Origin of the sequence: Mesorhizobium sp. WSM3859, assembly GCF_002295065.1 — a bacterium.
Lineage (GTDB): Bacteria > Pseudomonadota > Alphaproteobacteria > Rhizobiales > Rhizobiaceae > Mesorhizobium.
Genome location: NZ_NSGG01000003.1, coordinates 315,401 through 339,366 on the forward strand (window position 1 = coordinate 315,401; position 23,966 = coordinate 339,366).

General features: G+C 64.8%; 21 protein-coding genes and 1 pseudogene. 11 read left to right on the forward strand and 11 right to left on the reverse strand.

Features of this window, described 5'->3' with window-relative positions; all coding sequences use genetic code 11:
- Window positions 1–220: 220 nt before the first annotated feature.
- From CK230_RS08375 to CK230_RS08385, 3 genes are all read left to right on the forward strand, one after another.
- Window positions 221–1,414: an efflux RND transporter periplasmic adaptor subunit gene (locus CK230_RS08375; protein ID WP_095816984.1), complete on the forward strand. Its 1,194-nt coding sequence runs from the start codon at window positions 221–223 to the stop codon at window positions 1,412–1,414.
- A gap of 71 nt (window positions 1,415–1,485) precedes the next feature.
- On the forward strand, window positions 1,486–4,662 hold the full coding sequence (locus tag CK230_RS08380) for an efflux RND transporter permease subunit (protein WP_095816714.1): 3,177 nt from the start codon (window positions 1,486–1,488) through the stop codon (window positions 4,660–4,662).
- 97 nt (window positions 4,663–4,759) lie between these two features.
- Window positions 4,760–4,918, forward strand: coding sequence for a DUF3309 family protein (locus CK230_RS08385; protein WP_095816715.1), 159 nt, complete (start codon window positions 4,760–4,762; stop codon window positions 4,916–4,918).
- Between the two features lie 61 nt (window positions 4,919–4,979).
- On the opposite strand, the gene CK230_RS08390 is transcribed toward CK230_RS08385, so the two are convergent.
- On the reverse strand, window positions 4,980–5,936 hold the full coding sequence (locus tag CK230_RS08390; protein WP_095816716.1) for an SDR family oxidoreductase: 957 nt from the start codon (window positions 5,934–5,936) through the stop codon (window positions 4,980–4,982).
- A 96-nt stretch (window positions 5,937–6,032) separates the two neighbouring features.
- Here CK230_RS08390 and CK230_RS08395 point away from each other — a divergent pair, with 96 nt between their 5' ends.
- On the forward strand, window positions 6,033–6,947 hold the full coding sequence (locus CK230_RS08395) for a LysR family transcriptional regulator (protein ID WP_095816717.1): 915 nt from the start codon (window positions 6,033–6,035) through the stop codon (window positions 6,945–6,947).
- Here the strand turns inward: CK230_RS08395 and CK230_RS08400 are convergent.
- From CK230_RS08400 to CK230_RS08410, 3 genes are all read right to left on the reverse strand, one after another.
- A complete protein-coding gene (locus CK230_RS08400) occupies window positions 6,905–8,086 on the reverse strand; it encodes an MFS transporter (RefSeq protein WP_095816718.1) in 1,182 nt (393 codons plus the stop codon). The two genes, CK230_RS08395 and CK230_RS08400, sit on opposite strands and share 43 nt — an antisense overlap.
- Window positions 8,087–8,290: 204 nt before the next feature.
- Window positions 8,291–8,599 carry a DUF1244 domain-containing protein gene (locus tag CK230_RS08405; RefSeq protein ID WP_095816719.1) on the reverse strand — a complete coding sequence of 103 codons (309 nt, stop codon included), beginning with the start codon at window positions 8,597–8,599 and terminating at the stop codon, window positions 8,291–8,293.
- Between the two features lie 27 nt (window positions 8,600–8,626).
- Window positions 8,627–9,424, reverse strand: coding sequence for an N-formylglutamate amidohydrolase (locus CK230_RS08410; protein WP_095816720.1), 798 nt, complete (start codon window positions 9,422–9,424; stop codon window positions 8,627–8,629).
- Between the two features lie 169 nt (window positions 9,425–9,593).
- Here CK230_RS08410 and CK230_RS08415 point away from each other — a divergent pair, with 169 nt between their 5' ends.
- Complete coding sequence (locus CK230_RS08415) at window positions 9,594–10,151, forward strand: DUF1036 domain-containing protein (RefSeq protein WP_176480049.1); 558 nt, start codon at window positions 9,594–9,596, stop codon at window positions 10,149–10,151.
- Window positions 10,148–11,575, forward strand: a complete 1,428-nt coding sequence (pyk, locus tag CK230_RS08420; RefSeq protein WP_095816722.1) for a pyruvate kinase — start codon at window positions 10,148–10,150, stop codon at window positions 11,573–11,575. The genes CK230_RS08415 and pyk overlap by 4 nt, the downstream gene beginning before the upstream one ends.
- A 299-nt stretch (window positions 11,576–11,874) precedes the next feature.
- Here pyk and CK230_RS08430 read toward each other — a convergent pair whose 3' ends face one another.
- From CK230_RS08430 to CK230_RS08445, 4 genes are all read right to left on the reverse strand, one after another.
- On the reverse strand, window positions 11,875–12,936 hold the full coding sequence (locus CK230_RS08430) for an alpha/beta hydrolase (RefSeq protein WP_095816724.1): 1,062 nt from the start codon (window positions 12,934–12,936) through the stop codon (window positions 11,875–11,877).
- Between the two features lie 183 nt (window positions 12,937–13,119).
- Window positions 13,120–13,521, reverse strand: a complete 402-nt coding sequence (locus tag CK230_RS08435) for a hypothetical protein (RefSeq protein ID WP_095816725.1) — start codon at window positions 13,519–13,521, stop codon at window positions 13,120–13,122.
- A 268-nt stretch (window positions 13,522–13,789) separates the two neighbouring features.
- Window positions 13,790–13,972 (reverse strand): 50S ribosomal protein L32, encoded by a 183-nt coding sequence (gene rpmF / locus CK230_RS08440; protein ID WP_006203806.1) that lies wholly within the window; start codon window positions 13,970–13,972, stop codon window positions 13,790–13,792.
- Window positions 13,973–14,227: 255 nt separating this feature from the next.
- Window positions 14,228–14,935: a transglycosylase domain-containing protein gene (locus tag CK230_RS08445; RefSeq protein ID WP_176480066.1), complete on the reverse strand. Its 708-nt coding sequence runs from the start codon at window positions 14,933–14,935 to the stop codon at window positions 14,228–14,230.
- A gap of 170 nt (window positions 14,936–15,105) precedes the next feature.
- On the opposite strand from CK230_RS08445, the gene CK230_RS08450 reads away from it, so the two are divergent.
- A complete protein-coding gene (locus CK230_RS08450) occupies window positions 15,106–15,981 on the forward strand; it encodes a polyprenyl synthetase family protein (protein ID WP_245429870.1) in 876 nt (291 codons plus the stop codon).
- 31 nt (window positions 15,982–16,012) lie between these two features.
- Here CK230_RS08450 and CK230_RS08455 read toward each other — a convergent pair whose 3' ends face one another.
- Window positions 16,013–16,906 carry a LysR family transcriptional regulator gene (locus CK230_RS08455; RefSeq protein WP_095816727.1) on the reverse strand — a complete coding sequence of 298 codons (894 nt, stop codon included), beginning with the start codon at window positions 16,904–16,906 and terminating at the stop codon, window positions 16,013–16,015.
- 106 nt (window positions 16,907–17,012) lie between these two features.
- On the opposite strand from CK230_RS08455, the gene CK230_RS08460 reads away from it, so the two are divergent.
- The 4 genes and pseudogenes from CK230_RS08460 to CK230_RS08475 all read left to right on the forward strand — a co-directional run bounded on the left by CK230_RS08460 (window position 17,013) and on the right by CK230_RS08475 (window position 21,378).
- Complete coding sequence (locus tag CK230_RS08460) at window positions 17,013–17,747, forward strand: SDR family oxidoreductase (protein WP_176480050.1); 735 nt, start codon at window positions 17,013–17,015, stop codon at window positions 17,745–17,747.
- An 11-nt stretch (window positions 17,748–17,758) separates the two neighbouring features.
- Window positions 17,759–18,665 (forward strand): annotated as a pseudogene (locus CK230_RS08465) (SDR family oxidoreductase).
- 13 nt (window positions 18,666–18,678) lie between these two features.
- Entirely contained in the window at window positions 18,679–18,891 is a 213-nt protein-coding gene (locus CK230_RS08470) for a 4-oxalocrotonate tautomerase family protein (protein ID WP_095816728.1), read from the forward strand.
- Window positions 18,892–19,044: 153 nt separating this feature from the next.
- The gene (locus tag CK230_RS08475; protein WP_095816729.1) at window positions 19,045–21,378 is read left to right on the forward strand and encodes a response regulator; all 2,334 of its coding nucleotides are present in this window, start codon (window positions 19,045–19,047) and stop codon (window positions 21,376–21,378) included.
- A 245-nt stretch (window positions 21,379–21,623) separates the two neighbouring features.
- Here CK230_RS08475 and CK230_RS08480 read toward each other — a convergent pair whose 3' ends face one another.
- Both CK230_RS08480 and ispG read right to left on the reverse strand, forming a co-directional pair.
- Window positions 21,624–22,484: a lytic transglycosylase domain-containing protein gene (locus CK230_RS08480; RefSeq protein WP_095816730.1), complete on the reverse strand. Its 861-nt coding sequence runs from the start codon at window positions 22,482–22,484 to the stop codon at window positions 21,624–21,626.
- A gap of 4 nt (window positions 22,485–22,488) precedes the next feature.
- Window positions 22,489–23,739 (reverse strand): flavodoxin-dependent (E)-4-hydroxy-3-methylbut-2-enyl-diphosphate synthase, encoded by a 1,251-nt coding sequence (ispG, locus tag CK230_RS08485; protein WP_095816987.1) that lies wholly within the window; start codon window positions 23,737–23,739, stop codon window positions 22,489–22,491.
- Window positions 23,740–23,966 lie beyond the last annotated feature (227 nt).

Consider the following 23,966-nt stretch of genomic DNA (forward strand, 5'->3'; position numbering starts at 1 on the left):
TGCGGCCGGCTGGCAGAAAAGCTTCGTTTTGTCGAGGTATTGCGTTCCCTGGCGCAATGATCCTGCAACTTTTCCGACTATATTGCGCCGCAACTTTCGGGTAGAAGGCGCACTTCGCCGATCACGGCAAATTGAACCGGACCCTGCGCGCACCCATATCGGCCGCGCGCCCGGAGTCGGAAGCGCCGACTTCGCCAGGTCCTGCAACGGAAAAATGACGATGCCGAAAATCAGGTTTCACAAGCTTGCGGCCATAGCTGTGCTCATCGGTTTCGCGGCCTGGATGGGAACGGGCGAGTTTTCCTCCGTCGGCAGCGCCGCCGACAAGTCGGCTACCACCGACAAGTCGGTCACCACCGACAAACAGGCCGGCGCCGCGAAGCCGGAGGCGGCCAAGCCGAACACTGCCGAAGCCGAGCCGAAGGCCGCGCCGCGCACCGTCGCGGTGGTGACGCCGCCGCGCAAGACCTTCGCGCGGGCGATACGGATCTCGGGTCTCACCGAGGCCGACAAGCGCGCGGTGCTTGCAACGCGCGTCAATGGCGTCATCGACAAGCTGCCGGTCAAGCAGGGCGACCACGTCAAGACAGGCGACCTGGTGCTGATGCTTGCCGCCGAAGAGAAAATCTCGATGGTCGACAACGCGAAGCAGCTTGTGGTGCAGCGGAAGGCCGAGCTCGATGCCGCCGAGCGGCTGGCCAAGACCGGCAATCTGCCGAAGCTGCAGCTCGACACCGCCCGGTCCAACCTGACCCAGGCGCAATCGCAGCTCGAAACCGCGCAGGCCGAGCTCGACCGCAACGAGGTCAAGGCGCCGTTCGACGGCGTCATTGACCGCATTCCGGTGGAGCTCGGCAGCTCGGTGATGCAGGGCGGCGAGGTGGCGACGGTCCTTAAGCTCGATCCGGTGATCGCGCGCGGCGAGATCAGCGAGCGCGACCTGCGCTATGTCAAAATCGGCGACGAGGCCGATGTCCGCCTGGTCAACGACCAGAAGGTCACCGGCACGGTTCGCTACATCAGCCGCGACGCCTCGGCGCAGACCCGCACCTTCCGCGTCGAAGTGGCGATCCCCAATGGCGACGGCTCCATCCCCGCCGGCATGACGGCTGAGATCACGCTCAGCGCCGAGCCGACCAATGCGGTCATGCTGCCGCGCTCGGTGGTGACACTGGGCGACAAGGGCGATCTCGGCATCCGCGCCGTCGGCAAGGACAACAAGGTGGCGTTCTTCCCGATCGACCTGGTCGACGACACGCCGCATGGACTAGTGCTGGGCGGCATTCCGGAAGATGCGCGCATCATCGTCGCCGGCCAGGAGCTGGTGAAGGAAGGCGACCTGGTGAAGCCGGTCGAGGCTGACCAGGCGACCATCAACAAGCTGATCGGCGAAGCCACCGCCGGCACGCAGTAAAGCACGACGCGCCATCACCAGTCCAATCCGGCGGTGGGTCCGCAGCCTTTGAAGCATAACAGGCCGAAGTCATGGATATCGTCAGACTCGCCATCAACAACGCCCGCCTCACAATATCGGCGCTGCTGTTCCTGGTCGTAGCGGGCTGGGTTGCCTATCAGTCGACACCGAAGGAAGCGGAACCCGACGTTCCGATTCCGATGATGTATGTCAGCCTGATCTATCAGGGCATCTCGCCGGAGGATTCCGAGCGGCTGCTGTTGAGGCCGATGGAAAGCAAGCTCAAGAGCCTCAAGGGGCTCAAGGAGATGCGCTCGGCCGCCTTCCAGGGCGGCGGCTACGTGCTGGTCGAATTTCAGCCGCAGACCGATCTGGCGACCGCGCTACAGGATACCCGAAGCAAGGTGCAGGACGCCAAGGCCGACCTGCCGCAGGCGGCCGAGGAGCCGACGGTCAACGAGGTCAACGTCTCGGAATTCCCGGTCCTGGTCGTGACACTTTCCGGCGATGTGCCGGAGCGCGTGCTGACATCGGCGGCGCGCGAGCTGCGCGACCGCATCGAGGAAGTGCCGGGCGTGCTCGAAGGCTCACTGCAGGGCGCGCGCGACGACCTCGTCGAGGTGGTCGTCGATCCGGTGAAGCTCTCCTCCTACGGGCTGCAGCTCGACCAGGTGATCCAGGGCGTGGCCTCCTCCAACAGCCTGGTGGCGGCAGGCAATCTCGAGGGCTCGGAAGGCAAATACGCGGTCAAGGTGCCGTCGCTGATCGAGACGCCGGAAGATGTCGCCAACCTGCCGGTGGTCGCCACGCCGAACGCCGTGGTCCAGGCGAAGGACATCGCTACAATTCGCTCGACCTTCAAGGATGCCGAGACGGTCACCCGCCTCGACGGCAAGCCGGCGATCGCCATCGAGGTGAAGAAGCGCATCGGCGCCAATCTCATCGACACGCTGACCCATGTCAGGGAAGTGTCGGACAATTTCATCAAGACGATGCCCGAGGGCATGCACGTCACCTACACGCAGGACAAGTCGGTCTTCGTCAACCAGCTGCTCGGCGACCTGCAGAACCATGTGATGATCGCCGTCATCCTGGTGTTCATCGTCATCCTCTATGCGCTGTCGGGACGGGCCTCGCTGCTCATCGGCCTTGCCATCCCGTCGTCCTTCCTGATGGGCATCCTGCTGCTTGCCATGATGGGCTACACGATCAACATGATCGTGCTGTTCAGCCTGATCCTGGCGGTCGGCATGCTGGTGGACGACGCCATCATCGTCACCGAATTCGCCGAACGGCGCATGAGCGAGGGCATGCCGAAGGCGGACGCCTTCGCGCTCGCCGCCAAGCGCATGGCCGGGCCGGTGATCGCGGCGACAATGACGCGCATCGCCGCCTTCTCGCCGCTGCTCTTCTGGCCGGGCATCATCGGCGACTTCATGAAGTACATGCCGATCACGCTGATCGTGACGCTGTCGGCCTCGATGCTCTACGCGCTGGTCTTCGCGCCGACTTTGGGCGCGATCTTCGCCAAGGCGCCGGAGCATCACGAGGAAGGCAATCGCGATGGCTGGTACATGGCGATCGTCAAGCAGGCGGTGCGCTTCCCGGTCACCGTCATCCTGCTCACCGTCGGCCTGCTGGTCGGCGTCGGCTTCGCCTATTCGAAATATGGCGCGGGCGTCGAGTTCTTCCCCAGCGTCGAGCCGGATTACGGCCTGCTCTATGTCCATGCCCGCGGCAATCTTTCGCTGGCCGAAATGGACGCCGCCACCAAGACGGCGGAAAGCCGGCTGCTCGGCTGGCCCGGCGTGAAGTCGGTCTATACGCGCGTCGGCAAGACGCAGGGCGGCGGCCAGGATGTTCCGGAAGACGTGGTCGGGGTCATCCAGTACGAGTTCGTCGACTGGCGCGAGCGCAAATCCGCCAATCAGATCCTCGACGATCTGCGCGGCGTGATGGCCGGCATTCCCGGCGTCGATGTCGAGGTGCGCGTTCCGGAAGCCGGCCCGCCGACCGGCAAGCCGATCCAGATCCGGCTGTCGGCCGCTGACCCGGCGGGGCTGGACGACAAGGCGCGCGCGGTGGCGGCGCGCATCGCCAAGATCCCCAACGTCATTGACATTTCGGACGGCTTGCCGCCGCCCGGCGTCGACTGGGCGCTTGAGGTCGACCGCGCCAAGGCGGCGCAATACGGCATCAGCCCGACTTCGGTGGGCACGGTGGTGCAACTGGTCACCAACGGCCTCAAGCTCTCGGAATACCGACCGGCCGGCGCCGACGACGCGGTCGACATAAGGTTGCGCCTGCCGGAAGACCGGCGCACGCTGTCGACGCTCGACGAGCTCCGTGTGCAGACCTCGCAAGGGTCGGTGCCGATCTCCAACTTCGTCGTGCGCAAGCCCGAGCCGACCGTCGGCATCCTCAACCGCATCGACGGCGCGCGCACCGTGGTGGTGCAGGCCAATGTCAGTGCCGGCGCGCAGGTCGCGGCGGTGCAGGAACAGGTGACCAAGGCCGTCACCGATATGGATCTCGGCAGCGGCATCCGCTGGAAGCTCGCCGGCTCCAACGAGGACAGCGCGGAAGCCAGCGCCTTCCTCGGCAAGGCCTTTGGTGCTGCGATCTTCCTGATCTTCCTTGTGCTGCTGGCGCAGTTCAACAAGTTCACCAGCGTGTGGCTTGTCTTGTCCTGCGTGGTCATGGCGACGATCGGCGTGTTCCTAGGCTTGCTTCTGACCGGCGAGGCCTTCGGCATCGTCATGTCGGGCATCGGCGTTATCGCATTGGCCGGCGTGGTGGTGAACAACAACATCGTGCTCATCGACACCTATGACCGGCTGCGCGAGGAAGGCTGGGACAAGATGGACGCGGTGCTGCAAACCTGCCGCGAACGCGCCCGTCCGGTGGTGCTGACGGCGGTGTCGGCCATCCTCGGCGTGCTGCCGATCGCCTTCGGCCTCGGTCTCGAAATCTTCCATCACGAGACGACGATCAACGCGCCGTCGACGCAATGGTGGATATCGCTGTCCTCGGCGATCGTCTTCGGCCTGTCTTTCGCCACGCTGCTGACGCTGGTGGTGACGCCGTCGATGCTGATGGTGTTCACCCGCGCCAAGGTGAAGCCCGGTGCGAGGCGCAACTGGTTCGGCCGCCTGTTCCGGCGCGGCAAAGGCGAGATTTCGACCAACGCGCCCGCCACCGAGACCGGCGTCGAGCCGGCGGAGGCCTTCCCGAAAGCCGCGGAATAGAGCGGTTTCACAACCACAAGGACAAAAGCCGCCAGGGAACAACCGGGCGGCTTTTTGCATTGTTCCCTCAAGTTCGATTAGACGGCGAGGGTTTCTCATGACCATCACCACACTTCTCGTAATCATCCTGATCCTGATTCTGATTGGCGCCGTGCCGGCTTGGCCGCATTCCCGCTCCTGGGGCTATGGCCCGTCCGGCATCGTCGGCGTCCTTTTGATCGTGTTTCTGATCCTGCTGCTGATGGGCAGGATCTGACTTCAACGAATTGCGGCCGGGCTTCCAAACCCGGCCGTTCCATTTCCGATGCAGCTTGCGATCAGGCAGCCTGACGCGAGGTCGAGGCAGCGATGCCGATATCCCGCAGCGCCTCCTTTACCGCCTGGTCGAGCGGGGTGTGCGGGATTTCGCCGATGACCCCTTCCAGCCGCGTCGAGACCAGCCGGTGCGCTTCGAAGCGCAGATAGGACATCGACACGATCTCGCGCCACATGGCCACGAACGGGCTGCCGGCGCGCAGCACCCACCAGGGCATGAAGGAGAGCTTCAGCTTGCGGTCGAGCGCCTTCTCGGCTGACGCCTTCATGTCGAGGTCGGTGATGGCGTGGCCGGGGAAGTTGATGGATTCGTAAAAACCGAGCTTGTCGAGATTGCGCGCCAAGCCAACGAAGGCCACGGCGAAGTCCGGCAGATAGGCCCATTCATGGGTAAGGTCAGCCGGGCCGGGCGCTGTGTAGACGCCTTTGCTGATCTTGGCGGCGACGACGAGGTCGAACCAGGAGCCGCTGCCAGTGCCGCCGAAGAAGTCGCCGGCACGCAGGAGGATGGTGCGCACCCGGCCGGCTTCGGCCTCGCCGCGGAACAGGTCTTCCATGGCGCAGCGGATGCGGCCCTTCTCGGTGGTCGGATGGAACGGCGTTGCTTCCGTGATCACCTGCGGCATCGGCGAGCCGTAATTGTAGACCGTGCCTGGGAAGAGATGCAGCGCGTTGTTGGTGCGGCAGGCGGCGATGACGTTTTCGGCCATCGGCATGCACTTGCCCCAATCGGTGTAGATCGGGTTCAGCCCGTTGAAGATGATGTCGACGCCTTGGGTGGCGCGGATGAGGGATTCGCGGTTCAGCGCGTCACCGGCAACTGCCGTTGCGGCTTTGAGCTCCGCCGGCATCTTGCCGGTGCGGGTGACGGCGTGAACGTCGAAGCCGGCGTCGATGAAAGCCTTGCCAACCACGCGGCCGAGCCGGCCATTGGCACCCAGAATTGCGATCTTGGTCATTGTTGGTCTCCGTTGTTTGCGTTTGCCCGGCTAATGTGAGGCGTTCACAAACGAATTGAAATTGACTGAGATCGGCGATCTGTTATTCAAAAATGAATGAAGGAATTCGACTGGAACCTGATCAAGAGTTTTGTCGCGGTCGCCGAGACCGGCAGCCTGTCGGGCGCCGCGCGCAGGCTTGCGGCCAGCCAGCCGACGCTCGGTCGCCACATCGCCGAGCTGGAGGCGGCACTTGGCGTCACGCTGTTCCGGCGCCGGCGGCGAGGCTATGAGCTGACGGAAGCCGGCAGCACGCTCTATGAGCGCGGCCAAGCGGTCAGCGAGCAGGCCAATGCGTTCTCGCTCCTGGCGCTGGGGTCGGTCGAGGCGATCGAGGGCACTGTCCGCATCGCTGCTTCCGAGGTGGTCGCCGCCTTCGTACTGCCGGGCATGATGGCGCGGCTCGGCGAAGAGGAGCCCGGTATCGAGGTCGAGATCGTCGCCTCGAACCAGGTCGAGAACCTTTTGCGTCGCGACGCTGACATCGCCATACGCATGGTCAGGCCGGCGCAGAACGAGTTGGTGGCGCGCAAGGTCACCGACATTCCGCTCTGCCTATGCGCCGCGAGCGCCTATCTCGACCGGCGCGGCCGCCCAAAAACGCCAGCCGACCTTGCCGACCACGCCTTGGTCGGTTTCGACCGCAGCGATGAGATCATTCGCGGCTTCACCGCCTTCGGCACTCCGGTGGCCCGCAACCATTTCCGTTTCCGGACCGACAACCAGATCGTGCTGTGGGAAGCGGTGCGGACCGGAAACGGCATCGGCCTCGGCCAGGAGCCGCTGGCCGACCGCGATCCGGACCTGGAAAAGCTTTTGCCCGATGTACCCCTGCCGGTTCTGCCCGTGTGGCTCGCCATGCATCGCGACGTGCGCACCAGCATGCGCATCCGCCGTGTGGCGGATTTCCTGCACGAGGAGCTGAAGCGCTACTCCGCCGGTGCCGGCTCGGGCGCGAATTCAGCCCGGTGAGCAAGCCCTGCCATCAACAGCACGATCACCAGCAGGCCTGAGAGGGCGATAAAGATCGGCCCGAAGCTCGAATGCTCCGCGACGAAGCCGATCGCCGACGGTGCCACCAATATGCCGGAATAGCCCATGGTGGTGACGACGCTCATGCCGGTGCCGGACGACATGCCTTCCTGGTTGCCGCCGGCCGAGAACAGGATCGGCACCATGTTGGCGATGCCGAAGCCGCAGAAGGCGAAGGCGGCGATGGCGAGGTAAGGCGAGGACGACAGGCCGGCGACCAGCATGCCGGCAGCGGCGACCAGCGCCGACCCGCGCAAGGTCGCCACGGCGCCGAAGCGGTTGCGCACGCCATCGCCCAGGAAGCGCATCAGCGCCATGACGCCGGAGAAGGCGGCATAGGCGAGACCGGCGACCGCGAGGTCGGCGCCCAGTTCCTGATGCAGGAAGAGTGCCGCCCAATCGAGCACCGCGCCTTCCGAAATCATGGTGAGCAGCGCCATCAGTCCGACCAGGTAGACGGCGGTGTGCCGCGGCAGCGTGAATTTCTGATGCTCGACCGCCTGCGGCTTGTCATCGGCGACAAGGTGGCCAATGGCGAAGGCGATCACGGCGAAGGCGATCACCGTCACCGCGACAGCATGGGGGAGATAGCCGTAGTTCTGGATCGAATAGCCGCCGAGCGCGCCGCCGGCGAAGCCGCCAAGGCTCCAGAAGCCATGCGAGGAGGACATGATCGCCCGGGAAAGCCTTCTTTCCACCACCACGGCATTCGAGTTCATGGCGACATCCATGCCGCCAATCGAGCCGCCGAAGATGAGCATGGCAATCGCCGCCAGCGGCACATTGGGCGCAAGCGCCACGATCAGCAGGCCGAAACTGCCGCAGATGCCGAACAGCCGAGTCACGCTACGCGAGCCATGTCTAGAGATGAGATGGCCGCACCAGGTCATGGCAATGACCGCGCCGACGCCGAACAGCAGGATCAGCAGGCCGAGCGTGAATTTGGTGATGTCGAGCCGGGTCAGGAACACCGGGATCTGCGGCGCCCAGCTGCCGGTCAAGAAACCATTGGCGAGGAAAATGCCGGCGACGGCCCAGCGGCCGCGTGTCGCGGCCTGCATCGTGGTTTGCACGCTCATGGTTCTGAAATCTGCCATGCAAAGGGGTTTTGCGCGGCAAATTAGATCGATTCAATTCGTAGTCAAGGACCGTGATGAGGAAGTGCTTGGACCAACGAAGTGCGACCGAGGGGCCGGCGTGGTTGGTGGCAGGCTGCTGCTTTGGAGATTTGCCAGGACCGCCTGTCCGTTCGTCATCCCGAAGTCGCGAAGGCGCTCGGCCTATCAATGATCCTTCGGGCGCTTCGCCTCGAACTCGGCCTTCTTGGTTGCGGAAGCCTCGGTCTGGTTGAGCGCCTGCCATTCGGCATAAGGCATGCCGTAGATGATCTCGCGCGACGCATCCTTCGACAGCGCCACGCCCTCGGCCTCGGCGGCTTCGCGGTACCAGTTGGACAGGCAGTTACGGCAGAAGCCGGCGAGGTTCATCAGGTCGATGTTCTGGACATCGCCGCGTTCGCGCAGATGCGCTACCAGGCGACGGAAGGCGGCTGCCTCGAAATCGCGCTTCTGGTCGTCGCTGAGTTCGGTCATCTCGGAAAACTCCTGGACTGTCGGCCTTCACGCCGGCCCGGTGCGCGAGCCGAACATTTTCACCTGGTGTATATCGGCACGGCGGTCGATGGCGTCAACGATCGGCGCCAGCCGCTCGGCCCAGGCAAGCGCGCCGGCGCGGTCGGCGATCAGGTCCTGGCGGATCTCGATCAGCGCATGGGCGTAGCCGTTGACGATGGCGTGGCGGAACATGGTGTCGCCGCGCAGCGCGCCGTCATAAGGCTCGTTGTCGCCGACGACGAGGGCCTTGTCTTGCGCCAACATGTCGATCAGCGGCCGCGCCACGCGGTCGTCGCGGTCCCACAGCACGCCGACATGCCAGGGGCGGACAAAGCGCTGCATAACCGGCGTGAAGGAATGGACGGATAAGATGAACGGCGCCTTGCCTGAGGCATGCGCCACGGACGCGATCATCGCGCCGACAGCGTCGTGATAGGGCCGGTAGAAGCGGTCGAGCCGCCGCTCTCGCTCTTCCGGAGCCATCGGATAGTTTCCCGGCACCACCGTCCCGTCATAGAGCTGACGGATCATGGTCGGATCGTCCTCGCCCCGGTTGGGATCGATCAACAGCCGCGAGAAGCCGGCCAGCACCGCCGGCGCGTCGAGCGCGGCCGCCAGCTCGCGCGTCACCGTCTCGACGCCGATGTCATAGGCGATGTGGCGGTCGAATTCGGCCGGCGACAAACCGAGACTGCCATACTCCTCCGGCAGGTCGCGACGGGCGTGATCGGCCAGAAGCACGACGCCTTTCTTGCGGTCGCCGTCGACGATGTCGAACGGCGTGAAAACTGTGGATCGGGTCATCGGCTGAAAAGGGGACGGCGGCTTCGATGTGGTATCGTCATTCCACGAAGAGGACGCCGGCGCAATGCCGTTGTTTGGCCAAGGTTTCCGCAAAAAATCCCCGGCAGGGGTGAATTTGCGCGACGGGCCCTTCTAAATCGATTGGAATTGAACAAAACGGCGCGTTGACATGCGACCGGAGTTTGCTGAAAAGGGGCTTCGAGAGATGCAAATGTGGTTCGCAAGGGGATCTGCGATGGGTTTTGCCGGCCGGCTGCGCAAGCGCCTGGCCCTGCCGTTGCTGATCGTCTGCGCCGGGTCGTGCGGGCTTTTCGCGACCTCGCCGGCCCGGGCCGACTTCCGCGTTTGCAACGCAACGCAAAATCTGGTGGGCGTCGGCATCGGCTATCGCGCCAAGGCCGGCTGGATCACAGAGGGCTGGTGGCACATCGAAGGATCGACCTGCAAGACGCTGATCGAGGGTCCGCTGTCATCAAGGTTTTATTATCTTTATGCAGAAGACGCCGAGCGTGGCGGGCGCTGGGACGGCCCGATCAACATGTGCGTCGCTGAAAAAGAGTTCAAAATCGCCGGCGTGAATGATTGCGTCGCCCGGGGCTTCCAGCGCGCCGGTTTTCAGGAATATGACACGGGCGAGCAGGCCAGCTGGATGGTCCAGCTGACCGACGAGCCCGCAACGGGAGGCGGGCCAGCAGCGACCCCCGCTCCGGGAACAAACAGTCAATGAGACGCAACCGCAAGGTCAAGATCCTCGCCACCATCGGTCCGGCTTCCTCCTCCGAGGAAATGCTGAAGAAGCTCTTCGAAGCCGGCGCCGATGTCTTCCGCATCAATATGAGCCATACCGATCACGAGTTGATGCGCACGCTGGTCGGCCGCATCCGCGCCGTCGAGGCCGCCGTCGGCCGGCCGATCGGCATCCTCGCCGATTTGCAGGGTCCGAAGCTCAGGGTGGGCAAGTTCGCCAACGGCAAGGAAGCGCTGACTGTCGGCCAGACCTTCACGCTCGACGACAATCCGGAACCCGGCACGTCGAAGCGTGTGTACCTGCCGCATCCCGAAATCCTGAGCTCGGTCGAGGCCGGTCACAGACTTTTGATCGACGACGGCAAGCTGGAGCTGAAGGCGGTGAAGGCCGACGGCAAGTCGATCACCTGCACCGTCGTTGCCGGTAGCGGAATCTCCGACAAGAAGGGCGTCAGCCTGCCCGACACCGACCTGCCGGTCGGCGCGCTGACCGACAAGGATCGCGCCGATCTCGACGCCGTGCTTGCCACCGGCGTCGATTGGGTGGCGCTGTCCTTCGTGCAGCGGCCGGAGGACCTTGCCGAGGCACGCAAGATCGCGCGCGGCCGCGCGCTGATCATGGCCAAGATCGAGAAGCCGCAGGCCGTTGCCCGGCTCCCCGAGATCATCGAGCTGTCCGATGCGCTGATGGTCGCCCGCGGCGATCTCGGCGTCGAGATGCCGATCGAAGCCGTGCCCGGCATCCAGAAGCAGATCACGCGTGCGGCGCGCCGCGCCGGCAAGCCGGTGGTGATCGCGACACAGATGCTGGAATCAATGATCACCGCGCCCGTGCCCACCCGCGCCGAGGTCTCCGACGTGTCCATCGCCGTCTTCGAAGGCGCCGACGCGATCATGCTTTCGGCCGAATCCGCGGCCGGCGCCTATCCGGTCGAAGCCGTCGCCATGATGAACCGCATCGCCACCAAGGTCGAAACCGACCCGACCTATGCCGGCATCATCAACGCGCAGCGTTCGGAACCCGAGGCGACCGGCGCCGACGCCATTTCGCTCGCCGCGCGCGAGATCGCCGAGACGCTGAAACTGTCGGCGATCATCTCCTACACCGCGTCGGGCACGACCGGCTTACGCGCCGCGCGCGAGCGGCCGCAGGTGCCGATCGTGGCGCTGTCGCCGATCCTCAACACCGCGCGCCGCCTGTCGCTCTTGTGGGGCACGCATTGCGTCGTCTCGCCGGATGCCACCGACCTCGATGACATGGTCGACCGGGCCTGCCGCATCGCGCTGGAAGAAGGTTTCGGCAAGCCCGGCGACCGCGTGATCATCACGGCCGGCGTGCCGCTCAGGACACCCGGATCGACCAATATGCTGCGCATTGCGTATATCGGGTCGGACACGCATTAGCTGTCAGTGGCTGGGTCAATTGCCGAGTGACTAGGGCCGTAAGGCATCCGTCGCGATCGCGACATGAAAGCTTTCAGGGTCGGCGCTGCCCCTCATCCGCCTGCCGGCACCTTCTCCCCGTATAGTGACGGGGAGAAGAGGGCTGGCCGCAAACCTGGCGCCCTTCCTGCTAGTTTGGCGATTGGCGAAATCGTCGATGGCGGCGTCCTTCTCCCCGTCACTATACGGGGAGAAGTGCCCGGCAGGGCGATGAGGGGCAGCACTGACCTGAGGTCGTTTGGCGATAGCAACGCAACTCATCAGGTCGGCGCGAGCTCGGCGTCGGGCGCTTTGATGTCGGGGCATTTTCCGTCGTTATAGGCATCACCGGCGATACGGCCTTCCACGGTCCTTGCCATTGCTTGCAAGGCGATCGGCGCGCCGGCCGCCTTCTCGATTGCGCCGACCACGAGATCGGGCGCGATCCAGTCCGGCTTGTGGCCGAGATTGCGGACCCAAACCAGTTCGGCGCCGGGAATGTCGCGCTCGAGGCCGACAGAGTGGATCGTCGCGTAGACCACCTTGTCGCGGTCGCCCGAGATGACGACGGTCGGCGCCTTGATTCCCCGGTAAGCGGGCGAGGCGGCCCGGACATAGTCATAGAGCTGGGCGACGTCGCGGGCGTTGGCGCGGAAGGCGGACGGTCGCAGCACCAGCGGGATCGAAGCTCTGCCGATGTAATCGTCCGGCGGGTTGTTGGGCGAGAAGACGCAAGCCGTCGCATCGCTGATCCGCAACATACCGGCCGGATAGGCGAGCGTTTCGGAAAACAGCCAGCCGACCACCGGCATGGCGGTGAGCTTGTAGTACCAGGCGGTCGCGCCGCCCGGCCAGGGATGCGTGGCCGGTGACACGAAGACCAGACCGGCTGTTTTTTCTGGATGCTGGCGGGCGAAAGCCGTGGTGATCGCGCCGCCGAAGGAATGCGCGACGATGACCGCCTTTTCGATGCCGAGGCGGTCCATCAGCGCGGCGATCGTGTCGGCTTGCTTGGCAAGCGTTTCATTGTCGCCGCGTTCCGACCAGCCGAAGCCCGGGCGGTCGAGGAACAGCATTTCGGCGCGGCCCTCGAGCAGGAGTTTTAGCGGCAGCATCTGGTCCATGAGATTGGCGCTGGCGCCATGGATGAAGACGACCGGCGGCAGGTCGGCGCCGGCGGGCGCCGGTATATGGACATAATGGATGCGCGCGCCGTTGATCTCGGCGAACTCGCCGGCCGGCGGGCTGCGTCGCTCGATCAGCCAGACGCCGGCGCGGGTGACGCCGGCCAGGGCAAAGAGGATTGCGATGAGGAAGAGGAGCGCGGCGCCGATGAGGTTCATGCGGTGAGATACGAGGGCAGGTCACGATCTGGTTCAGCGGTCGGGCGATCTTGACAGGTTGAGGCCGCGTTGGCAGCCGGAATCTGTCGTGCTGCCATGGTCTGCGCGAGCCGGCGGTTTCCGCCAACCGTCAACGCATGCCATCCGGCAACGGAATCGGCCCGTCAAAACTTCCTTGCCGGGTTAGTTCAGATTGATGTCGCGGCTTGCCGACCGCATCGACACCGAGAAGCCGGCCAGCACGTCGAACAGCGCGATGATCATCAGCGTGAAGAAGACGGAGTGCGCCGCGCCCTTCACCAGCAGGAACTCTACGAGGAAGGCGATGAAGACCAGCGTCGACAGAAGGTGATCCAGGATCGAGGCATTGGTCGTGCGCACCGATTTCGAGATCTCGACGAAGAGAAAGATCAGCCCGATCAGCACCATCAGGTCGCCGAGAGTCATCGAGAACACGCCGCCCGACATCATGCGGAAGGAGAACATCTCGGTCATCCAGGGATCGTCGCCGCCGCCGAACAATCCGAGCAGGCCGAGATTGTAGAGGACAAAGGGCACGATCAGCAGCGGAACGGCACCGAACATCTGGGCGACTCCAATGGGGCACCCTTTTGTAAAATCCGCGGCAAGCGCGCCGTCAAGGTTTTTCGCCGCGGCGGCGAACACGCTGTAAGACCTAATGAAATAACGATGTCAGCTGGTTGACCGGCTGACATCGCGTCTCCTGCAGGCGCGATCTCTGAAAGAGCCACCCCATGCCGACTTCGGGGCAAGTCGGCGGACCGGCAGGGCGCCAAAACAAAAAGACCGGCCAGAGGCCGGTCTTTTGAAAGTCGTAAACCTTGGAAGCTTCTCAGCTTTCCTTCGGCTCCAGAACCTGGCGGCCGCGATACATGCCGGTCTTCAGGTCGATGTGGTGCGGGCGGCGCATTTCGCCGGAATTCTTGTCCTCGACATAGGTCGGGGCCTTGAGGGCGTCGGCGGAGCGGCGCATGCCGCGCTTCGACGGAGAGGTTTTTCTTTTTGGAACGGCCATGGATATGCTCCACTACATGGTCAAAATGCCCCGGCAACCCTCGCGAAAGGGCCGCATCGAGGCCATAATCTGAGAAAGTCGGGTGCCTATACACGCCTTGCGCCGTTTTGGCCAGCGTTAGCCGCGAATTTTTTTGAGCGGGCGCCGCTTCGCTTGGATCAGGATGCCGTTTCGTCGAAACGCCGTCCTTGTCCAGGTCTTCGTTGGAGCGTGATCTTTTCCGAAAACCGGTTCCTACTTTTCGGGATCACGCCCCTAATCAAGACAACCGACATAGGCGCCGGACCGGCTGGCGCGGCGCTCGATCAAGCTCGCAAGACGTCTCAGTCCCGGCCCCGGCTTGGCCGGATTGCGCGCGATCGGGTTGGGCAGGCTGACGGCCAGCAGCGCCGCCTGCCTTCGCGACAACTGCTTGGCCGAGACGCCAAAATGATGCCGCGCGGCGGCCTCGATGCCGTAGATGCCCGGCCCCCATTCGGCGATGTTGAGATAGATCTCCATGATGCGCCGCTTCGACATCACCGCGTCGAAATAGACGGCCAAAGGCAGCTCGACCACCTTGCGCACGCTGCCAAGCGGCCGCGACCACAGGAAAAGGTTCTTCACCGTCTGCATGGTGATGGTGGAGGCGCCGCGCGTCGCTTCGCCGGCCAGCGCGTCGTCGACCACGCCGCGCAATTCGCCCAGATCGACGCCGCGATGGAAGCAGAATTGACCGTCCTCCGACATGATCACCGAATGCGCCAGCACCGGCGCCACGTCATCGATCGAGACCCAGCGCCGGTCGTAGCCGGAGAATGTCGCGAGGTCCTTCAGCATCAGCGTCGAGACAGGGTGCACGAAGGACGGCAGGTACAGGAAGGTGAGCACGACCGGGATGGCCGCCAGCACGAGCGCGACGACCAGGCAGCGCCGGCCGATGCGCCTCAGACTGGCGCGGCTCAGGCGCCGCGACCGCGCCATGTCCAGCCCCTCGCTTCCATCTTCGACGATCGGTTCCGTCAAGCCGTCCCACCCGTGCCTCGCCCTCTCCGGCATAAAGGCGCGCGCCTGCTTGCGCAATGTCTGAGTGTCGGCTACCGCTCCCGGCCATGGGCAAAGACGACCAGATCGCCTTCGAAACCGCGCTTTTGATGCGCGCCGCCGCCGTCGAGACCGAGCTGCGCCGGATTCTCGACGCGCGTCCGCTCACCAGTGAGATCGCGCGGCCCGAGCGCCTGATGGCGGCCATGCGGCATGGCGTGCTCAATGGCGGCAAACGGCTGCGGCCTTTTCTGGTCATGGAAAGCGCCGCGCTGTTTTCCGCCGATAACGACGCGGCGCTGCGCGTCGCCGCGGCGCTGGAATGCGTGCATTGCTATTCGCTGATCCATGACGACCTGCCGGCGATGGACGACGACGATTTGCGGCGCGGCCAGCCGACGGTGCACAAGGCCTTCGACGAAGCCACAGCGATTCTCGCCGGCGACGCGCTGCTGACTTTGGCTTTCGACATCATCGCCGACGAGGCGACGGCCTTGCCTGCCGACCGTAGGGTGGCGCTCGTGCTGGCGCTCTCGCGTGCGGCCGGCGCCGGCGGCATGGTCGGCGGCCAGATGTTCGATCTCGAAGCCGAGCGCAAACGGCCGGACGAGGCGGGCGTTATCACGTTGCAGGCCATGAAGACCGGCGCGCTGATCCGCTTCGCCTGCGAGGCCGGCGCGATCGTCGCCGGCGCGCCGCCCGCCGACCGCGAGCGGCTGGCCGAATTCGGCTCGGCGATCGGGCTTGCCTTCCAGCTTGCCGACGACCTGCTCGACCTGACGGCCGACGCAAAGCAGATGGGCAAGGCGACGAACAAGGACGCCGCCGCCGGCAAGGCCACGCTTGCCGCGCTGCACGGACCCGACTGGGCGCGCGGCCAGTTGCACGGCCTGATCGACCAGGCGCATGCGCTGCTCGAGCCTTATGGAGAGCAGGCGGAGTTGCTCAAGGAAGCCGCGACTTTTGTGGCGACGCGCAATAACTGAAGACGTGGGTATTAGCCGAGCCGAACCGGTTTCACAGTTTTGCCTTGGCGAAAATGCCCGACGCCCATTCCAGGAACACACGCAGTCGCGGCGCGAGCTGGCGGTTCTGCGCATAGAGCGCCGAGAGCGGCGTCGGCGTTGGTGGAAAATCCCCCAGAACCTCGACCAGCGTCCCCTCCGTGAGGTCCTTTTCCAGCCGGTAGCGTGGCGCTTGCAGAAGCCCGAGACCGAGGCGCGCCAGCGCGACGGCGGTGTCGGAATTATTCACACGCAGCCGGCCGGGCAACGTGACCTGACGCACCGTTGAGCCGATCGTGAACTCCAGCGGCAGGACCTCGCCCGTGCGCGAGGAGACGAACCCGACCGCCTGATGGCCGTCCAGCGCTTCCGGTGAGGCCGGCATCCCATGCCGCTTCAGATAGCTCGGGCTCGCGCAGGTGATCTCGCTAATCATCGCCAGGCGTCGCATGATCATGCCGCTGTCCTGCGGTTCACCGGCGCGGATCACGCAATCGACGCCTTCGCGCACCAGGTCGACCAGCCGGTCACCCTGGCCGATATGCAGGCCGATCTCGGGATATCGTTCGAGGAAGGCGGGTAGTTCCGGCAAAAGGAAGCGCTGCGTGATCAGCGGATGCGCATCGATGCGCAATAGACCTCGCGGTTCGGCGCTGCGGAACCCGGCCTCGGCATCCTCCACCTCGCCAAGGATGAAAAGGCAGCGCTCGTAGTAGGCCTGCCCGTCGAGCGTCGTGGCGACATGGCGCGTGGTGCGGTCCAGCAGCCTTGTCCCCAGATGCTCCTCCAGTTGCTGGATCGCTTCGGTCGCGGTCGATCGCGGCAGGCCGAGATCGGCCGCGGCCGCGGTGAAATTGCGCCGCTCCACCACGCGGACGAACAGCCGCATCCTGTCCAATCGATCCATGGGCTGATTGTTCGCTCCATCCGAATGCTGCTGTCAATACCAGGGCGATTATCCGGAAGGCGGGACAATCTATATCCGCTTCACAACAAACGAACGGAGACCGATCATGCACAAGACAAGAACCGCGATCGTGACAGGCGCATCGAGAGGCATCGGCGCCGCGATCGCCAAGCGGCTCGCCCGGGACGAGATCGCCGTCATCGTCAATTATGCGCGCGGCAAAGACGCGGCCGGCGAGGTCGTCTCGGCCATAGAGGCCGCCGGCGGCGCCGCTCTCGCGGTGCAGGCCGATATCGGCGAACCGACTGGCATGGCCACCTTGTTCGACGCGGCCGAAAAGGCCTTTGGCAAGGCCGACATCCTCATCAACAATGCCGGCATGATGCAGCTGTCGGCGATCGCCGACACCGACGACGCTGCATTCGAACGCCAGCTCGCCATCAATCTCGGCGGCACATTCCGCGGCATGCGTGAAGCTGCAAGGCGATTGAACGATGGCGGCCGCATCATCAATTTTTCTTCAAGTGTCGTGGGCTTCTACCAGCCGGCCTACGGCGTCTATGCCGCGACCAAGGCCGGCGTCGAGGCCATGACGCATATCCTTGCCAAGGAGCTCGGCCCGCGCCGCATCACGGTCAATGCCGTCGCGCCCGGCCCGGTCGACACCGAACTCTTCACCGACGGCAAGAGCGCCGCGCAGATCGAGGCGATCACAAGGCTCATCCCGCTCGGCCGCCTCGGCCAGCCCGACGATATCGGCGGGCTCGTCGCCTTCCTAGCCGGTCCGGACAGCCACTGGGTCAACGGTCAGACCATCCGCGCCAATGGCGGCGCTATCTGAGGAAGGCGGTCATGCAGCGGACAATTCTCATCACCGGCGCATCGAGCGGTTTTGGCGCGATGACGGCGAAGGCGCTCGCCAGGGTCGGCCACCGGGTCTATGCCTCGATGCGCGATCCGCAAGCGCGTGGAGGCGCCGCCGCGGCCGAGATCGAAAGACTAGCCCGCGACGAGAACCTGGCGATCCGCGCCATCGCGCTCGACGTGCTGTCGGAACCGTCGATCGAGGCGGCCGTGGAAACCATCCTCGCGGAAGCCGGCCGCATCGACGTCGTTATCCACAATGCCGGCCACATGGTGTTCGGACCTGTCGAAGCCTTCACGCCGGAACAGCTGGCGCAGCTCTACGACGTCAATGTGCTTGGCACCCAGCGCGTCAACCGGGCCGTCCTTCCCGGCATGCGCTCGCTTGGCCGGGCCTTGATGATATGGGTTGGATCGAGCAGCACGCGCGGCGGCACGCCGCCATTCCTCGCGCCGTATTTCGCCGCCAAGGCGGGCATGGATGCGCTGGCGCAGAGCTACGCGCTGGAGCTTGCCCGTTTCGGCATCGAGACGAGCATCGTCGTGCCGGGCGCCTTCACCAAGGGCACCGAGCATTTCGCCCATTCCGGCAAGCCGGCCGACACCGAACGCGCCGCGGCCTATTGGTCCGGCCCTTGCGCCGGCGCGGATGAGCAGGCGTTAAAAGGTCTTGCCCGGCCTGGAGCCCGCCGATGCCGATCCCGCGAAAGTCGCCGAGGCCATCGTCGATCTCGTGGCGATGCCGCATGGCCGCCGCCCGTTCCGCGTCCATATCGACCCGTCCGATGACGGTGCGGCCATCGTCAACGGCGTCGCCGACCGCGTCCGCGCCCAGCTCCTTGAGCGCATCGGACTTGCCGACCTCCTTCGTCCAAAGCCCTGCAACCCAACCTGAAAGGAACCTGGAAATGCCCTTTGCCAACTTCAAGATGCCGCAAGCCGCTCTCACGAAGGCCCAAAAAGAGGACCTGGTCCACAAGACCACGCAGATGTTCGTCGACTATTTCGGCGAAGGTGTGCGTCCGAACACGATGGTGCTGATCGAGGAGGTTCCCGACGGGGGCTATGGCCGCGCCGACGAGGTCTTCGTCATTCCCGACGCCTATCGGGCCAAAGGATAGGGTGGTCTGAATTGACCAAAAGCGGGCCGCTTGCAGAGCGACCCGCCCGACCTGATCCGTCAGCGCAGGGGGATCTCGCCCACCAACGAAATCTTAATGTAAATCAAGCGTAATCCCGACCATTAAAATTGTGCGTATGTGTTGGGGTTGCGCATGCCGGAATATTCTTCCTTCCTCCGGTCGATCCGGATTCGCTACATTTCGGGACTGCTTGTCTTCGCGCTGGCTTCGGCGGCGGTCATGTTCGCGCTCAACCGTGTGAATTCGTACCGCCACGAGGTCGATGCCCTCAGCGGCAATTTCGTCATCTTCGCCCGCGACCTGCGCAACGCCACCAATTTCGCCGAGACGACCGGCACCGCCTGGCGCAGCGAAACGCGCGATGCGCTGACCGCCGCCGCGCGCGGGCATTCCGAGCGGCTGACGGGCGAGATCGAGATCCTGAACGCCCAGCTTGCCGCGATCAAGCCGCGCCTGTCCAGGAACACCATCAACACGCTGGATACCGCTTCGGTGAACAACGACCTGTTCTGGTCGGCACGCGACATGGTGCGCAACTTCAATCTGATGTCGACCGCCCAGAAGGTCGATGAATGGAGCTACCGCGAAATCCGCAATCAGAACGACCTGTTCGCGCAGCCGATGCTGGTCAAGGTGCGCACCGCGCTCGACGAGGAGCGTCGCCTCGCCGACGCTTCCAACGACCGGCTGCTGCTGTGGGCGAGCGGGTTGCTGTTTGCCGTGCTTGGCATCGCCGCGGTTCTGATCTTCCGGCCGATGGAGAACGCGATCCGCCGCGCCTTCGCCGAGAGCGCCGCGTCGCTGTTCAAGGCCGAAGCCGCCGATCGCGCCAAGTCGGAATTCCTCGCCAATATGAGCCATGAGATCCGCACGCCGATGAACGGCGTGCTCGGCATGGCCGAGCTGCTGGCCAAGACGGAACTCACGCCGCGCCAGAAGACCTTCACCGACGTCATCGTCAAATCCGGCAACGCGCTGCTCACCATCATCAACGACATCCTCGATTTCTCGAAGATCAATGCCGGCCAACTGACGCTCGACCCCGCGCCCTTCCGCCTGGCAGAAGCGGTCGAGGATGTGGCGACGCTGGTCTCGGCGCGCGTTGCCGAAAAGAACCTCGAGCTCATCGTGCGCGTCGATCCGCGCCTGCCGGCCTTCGTCGTCGGCGATGCAGGGCGCTTCCGCCAGATCGTCACCAATTTGCTCGGCAACGCCGTGAAGTTCACCGAGAAAGGCCATGTGCTGGTCGATGTCGGCGGCGATGTCGTCAACGGTGTGGTCCAGCTCAAGGTCCGCGTCGAGGATACCGGCATCGGCATCCCGGCCGAAAAGCTGCAAAGCGTGTTCGAGAAGTTCGCCCAGGTCGACGGCTCGTCGACCCGCCGCCACGAAGGCACCGGGCTTGGCCTCGCAATCGGCGCCCGGCTTGTCGACCTGATGGGCGGCAAGATCGGCGTCGAAAGCGAGATCGGCCGCGGCTCCGTCTTCTGGTTCGCCGTGCCGCTGCCCGCGCACAACCAGGAGGCGGCCGACAAGCTGGTGCCAGTCGACGTCACCGGCGCCCGGGTGCTGGTCATCGACGACAATCCGGTCAACCGCGAGATCCTGCTGGAGCAGCTCAGAAGCTGGAGCTTCGACTGCGCGGCCGCCGAAAGCGGCGCCGTCGGCCTTGCCTTCCTCGACCGCGCCTGCCAGCTCGGCGCCTCGGTCGACTGCATCATCCTCGACTACCAGATGCCCGGCATGAACGGCGCAGATGTCGCTAAGGCGATCGCCTCGGACAGCCGTCTTTCGTCCATCCCGGTCGTACTGCTCACCTCGGTCGACCAGGTCGATTTCGGCAGGATGGTCATCGATTTCGGCATCGTCGCGCATCTCACCAAGCCAGCGCGTTCGGCGGTGCTGCTGGGCACGGTGATCTCCGCCATCCAGAAGGCGCGCACGCAGGGCGCCAAGGCTCATTTCGTGCGCGAGCCGGTCGCGGCGCAGGCGGCGCCGCCGGCCTTCACCGTCATCCGCGGCCCGGCGGTTCCCGTGCCGGCAGCACTGGAACCGACCGTAGCGCCGAGCGGCCCGATCGATATCCTGATCGCCGAGGACAATGATGTGAACCAGCTGGTCTTCGGCCAGATCCTCAATGGTTTCGGGCTGAGCTACCGCATCGCCGGCAACGGCCGCACGGCGGTCGAAATGTACCGTGCGCTGCGCCCCCGCCTGGTGCTGATGGACGTCTCCATGCCGGAGATGAACGGCTACGAGGCAACCCGCGCCATCCGCGTGATCGAGGAGCAGAGCGGCGATCACACGCCGATCATCGGCGTCACCGCGCATGCGCTCAAGGGCGACCGCGAGAAATGCATCGAGGCCGGCATGGACGACTATCTGCCGAAGCCGGTGTCGCCCGATCGCCTCGGCGCCAAGATCGGCACCTGGCTCAGCGAGACGGTGACGGCGAAGACGGCTTGAGCGTTTCGCCGAACGAGGGCGGCTCTCGATAAGGATCGACTGCCGAGTTCCCGCCAACCCCCCTCTGGCCTGCCGGCCATCTCCCCCGCAAGGGGGGAGATTGGCAGTTTCGGCGCCTCGCTCAGTCCTGCGACGTTGGCGATTGGCGAAGGCCGGCGCGACGTCTGATCTCCCCCCTTGCGGGGGAGATGGCCGGCAGGACAGAGGGGGGTGCTGTCCCGCCGACGTTTCTTTCCGGCCTACTGCTATCGGTTGCGCATCACCACGCAGGCACCGCCGACGCTTTGCAGCTTGTCGCAGATGCCGTTGGCCTCGCCGCGCGAGTCGGCGCCGATCCTGACCGCGTAGATGCCGCGTCGGCCGATCGGCGTGCGCACCCGGCTGACCACCGGGTCATGGCTGGCGAGCAGCGCCGGGAACCGGCCTTTGACTCTCAGCCATTGGCCGATCGCCGCCGAGCGGCGGAAATTGCCCGCCACCTGCACGCCCCACGGCTTGACGTTGATCGAGGCCATGGCGACGGTCCGCGACATGATCACCGGCAGCCTGCGGCAGGCGACCGCAAAGCTCATCTTGGGGTCGAGCGGCTCGACGGTGCCGGCGTAAGATTTGTCCGAGAATTTGTCGACGGGTTCGCCCATGATGTCGAAGACATAGCTTTCCGTCTCCATCGGCAGGAAGCCGCCGGAATCCAGCCAACGCGACACACGGTTCTCGCCGGCATTGTAGGCCGCCGCCGCGAGGCCGAGATTGCCGTAGCCTGCCTTCATCTCGGCGAGATATTTCGCCGAGGCGGGAAGCGCCTGCTCGATGTCGAAGGAATTGGCCAGGCCGCGCATCTTGGCGGTGCCGGGCATGAATTGCGCGATGCCTTCGGCGCCGACCGGGCTCACCGCGTTCGGATCGAAGCGGCTTTCCTTCCAGATCAGCCTGGCGAAGAAATCCTTGGGCAGGCCATTCTGCTGGGCCTGGGCTTCGATCAGATCGCAGACACGGTTGATCAACCGCTTGGCAGCCGATTTCGAGTGCGGCGGGTCGGCGGACGCGCCTGCCACCCAACTCAGGCTGCAAAGCAAGGCCAGGGCGACCGTGAGGAAACGGTGCATCGGCCTACTCGGCCGCGGCCTTGCCGTGTCCGTAGCGCTGCTCGATATAATCGCCGACCATTTTCTCGAAATCCTGCGCGATGGACGGACCGCGCAACGTCGCCGCCTTCTTGCCGTCGATGAAGACAGGCGCCGTCGGCGTCTCGCCGGTGCCGGGCAGCGAGATGCCGATATCGGCATGCTTGGATTCGCCGGGGCCGTTGACGATGCAGCCCATGACCGCGACCTTGAGGTTCTCGACGCCCGGATATTTCTCGCGCCACACCGGCATGTTCTTGCGGATATCGGCCTGGATGCTCTGGGCGAGTTCCTGGAACACGGTCGACGTCGTGCGGCCGCAGCCGGGGCAGGCGGCAACGATCGGCACAAACTGGCGGAAGCCCATAGTCTGCAAGAGTTCCTGCGACACCTGCACCTCGCGCGTGCGGTCGCCATTCGGCTCCGGCGTCAGCGAGATGCGGATCGTATCGCCGATGCCCTGCTGCAGCAGGATGCCCATCGCCGCGGAAGAGGCGACAATGCCCTTGGTGCCCATGCCGGCCTCGGTGAGACCCAGATGCAGCGCATGGTCGGAGCGTGTGGCAAGCTCGGTATAGACGGCGATCAGGTCCTGCACGCCGCTGACCTTGGCCGATAGGATGATCTTGTCGCGGCCAAGTCCGATCTCCTCGGCCATCTCGGCCGACAGGATCGCCGACTGGACGATCGCCTCGCGCGTCACTTCCTGCGCGGTGAGCGGCGAGCCCTGAGCCTGGTTCTGGTCCATCAGCCGGGTCAAAAGCTCCTGGTCGAGCGAGCCCCAGTTGACGCCGATGCGCACCGGCTTGTCGTGCTTGATCGCCATTTCGACGATCGCCGCGAACTGGCGGTCCTTCTTGTCCTTGAAGCCGACATTGCCGGGATTGATGCGGTATTTGGCCAGCGCCTCGGCGCAGGCCGGGTGATCGGCCAAGAGCTTGTGGCCGATATAGTGGAAGTCGCCGACCAGCGGTACATCGATGCCAAGCCGCAACAGCCTCTCGTGGATGCGCGGGACCGCCGCGGCGCTCTCGTCGCGGTCGACCGTGATGCGCACGATCTCCGAGCCGGCGCGATGCAGCGCCGCGACCTGGGCGACCGTCTGGTCGATATCGGCGGTGTCGGTGTTGGTCATCGACTGCACGACGACCGGAGCGCCGCCGCCAACCATCACACCGCCGACCGACACGCCGACCGACGTGCGCCGCGGGAAGGGAGAGGAAAAATATCCGGTCATGCCGGTCGCCTTCATCTGAAAGTTCCGGGCATGAGGTGGCGGAGCAAAGATGGCTTGTCAATGGCAAGCGGCCGCAAGGCCTGCAAATCGATCCACCTGCGATCAGCGGCCACAGGGCTCATGCAAAAGCCTTGGGCCGCAAGATCTACGCAAAAATGATCAGATGATTCAGTTAAAGACAACAGGCCGGTGGCATTTCTTGCCACCGGTAGGTTGGCACCGCGGCG

What these genes read in the sequence shown, in the direction of transcription:
- CK230_RS08375 (WP_095816984.1), top strand. Translation starts at nt 221, where the DNA reads ATGCCGAAAATCAGGTTTCACAAGCTTGCGGCCATAGCTGTGCTCATC.
- CK230_RS08380 (WP_095816714.1), top strand. Translation starts at nt 1,486, where the DNA reads ATGGATATCGTCAGACTCGCCATCAACAACGCCCGCCTCACAATATCG.
- CK230_RS08385 (WP_095816715.1), top strand. Translation starts at nt 4,760, where the DNA reads ATGACCATCACCACACTTCTCGTAATCATCCTGATCCTGATTCTGATT.
- CK230_RS08390 (WP_095816716.1), bottom strand. Translation starts at nt 5,936, where the DNA reads ATGACCAAGATCGCAATTCTGGGTGCCAATGGCCGGCTCGGCCGCGTG.
- CK230_RS08395 (WP_095816717.1), top strand. Translation starts at nt 6,033, where the DNA reads ATGAAGGAATTCGACTGGAACCTGATCAAGAGTTTTGTCGCGGTCGCC.
- CK230_RS08400 (WP_095816718.1), bottom strand. Translation starts at nt 8,086, where the DNA reads ATGAGCGTGCAAACCACGATGCAGGCCGCGACACGCGGCCGCTGGGCC.
- CK230_RS08405 (WP_095816719.1), bottom strand. Translation starts at nt 8,599, where the DNA reads ATGACCGAACTCAGCGACGACCAGAAGCGCGATTTCGAGGCAGCCGCC.
- CK230_RS08410 (WP_095816720.1), bottom strand. Translation starts at nt 9,424, where the DNA reads ATGACCCGATCCACAGTTTTCACGCCGTTCGACATCGTCGACGGCGAC.
- CK230_RS08415 (WP_176480049.1), top strand. Translation starts at nt 9,594, where the DNA reads ATGCGACCGGAGTTTGCTGAAAAGGGGCTTCGAGAGATGCAAATGTGG.
- pyk (WP_095816722.1), top strand. Translation starts at nt 10,148, where the DNA reads ATGAGACGCAACCGCAAGGTCAAGATCCTCGCCACCATCGGTCCGGCT.
- CK230_RS08430 (WP_095816724.1), bottom strand. Translation starts at nt 12,936, where the DNA reads ATGAACCTCATCGGCGCCGCGCTCCTCTTCCTCATCGCAATCCTCTTT.
- CK230_RS08435 (WP_095816725.1), bottom strand. Translation starts at nt 13,521, where the DNA reads ATGTTCGGTGCCGTTCCGCTGCTGATCGTGCCCTTTGTCCTCTACAAT.
- rpmF (WP_006203806.1), bottom strand. Translation starts at nt 13,972, where the DNA reads ATGGCCGTTCCAAAAAGAAAAACCTCTCCGTCGAAGCGCGGCATGCGC.
- CK230_RS08445 (WP_176480066.1), bottom strand. Translation starts at nt 14,935, where the DNA reads ATGGCGCGGTCGCGGCGCCTGAGCCGCGCCAGTCTGAGGCGCATCGGC.
- CK230_RS08450 (WP_245429870.1), top strand. Translation starts at nt 15,106, where the DNA reads ATGCGCGCCGCCGCCGTCGAGACCGAGCTGCGCCGGATTCTCGACGCG.
- CK230_RS08455 (WP_095816727.1), bottom strand. Translation starts at nt 16,906, where the DNA reads ATGGATCGATTGGACAGGATGCGGCTGTTCGTCCGCGTGGTGGAGCGG.
- CK230_RS08460 (WP_176480050.1), top strand. Translation starts at nt 17,013, where the DNA reads ATGCACAAGACAAGAACCGCGATCGTGACAGGCGCATCGAGAGGCATC.
- CK230_RS08470 (WP_095816728.1), top strand. Translation starts at nt 18,679, where the DNA reads ATGCCCTTTGCCAACTTCAAGATGCCGCAAGCCGCTCTCACGAAGGCC.
- CK230_RS08475 (WP_095816729.1), top strand. Translation starts at nt 19,045, where the DNA reads ATGCCGGAATATTCTTCCTTCCTCCGGTCGATCCGGATTCGCTACATT.
- CK230_RS08480 (WP_095816730.1), bottom strand. Translation starts at nt 22,484, where the DNA reads ATGCACCGTTTCCTCACGGTCGCCCTGGCCTTGCTTTGCAGCCTGAGT.
- ispG (WP_095816987.1), bottom strand. Translation starts at nt 23,739, where the DNA reads ATGACCGGATATTTTTCCTCTCCCTTCCCGCGGCGCACGTCGGTCGGC.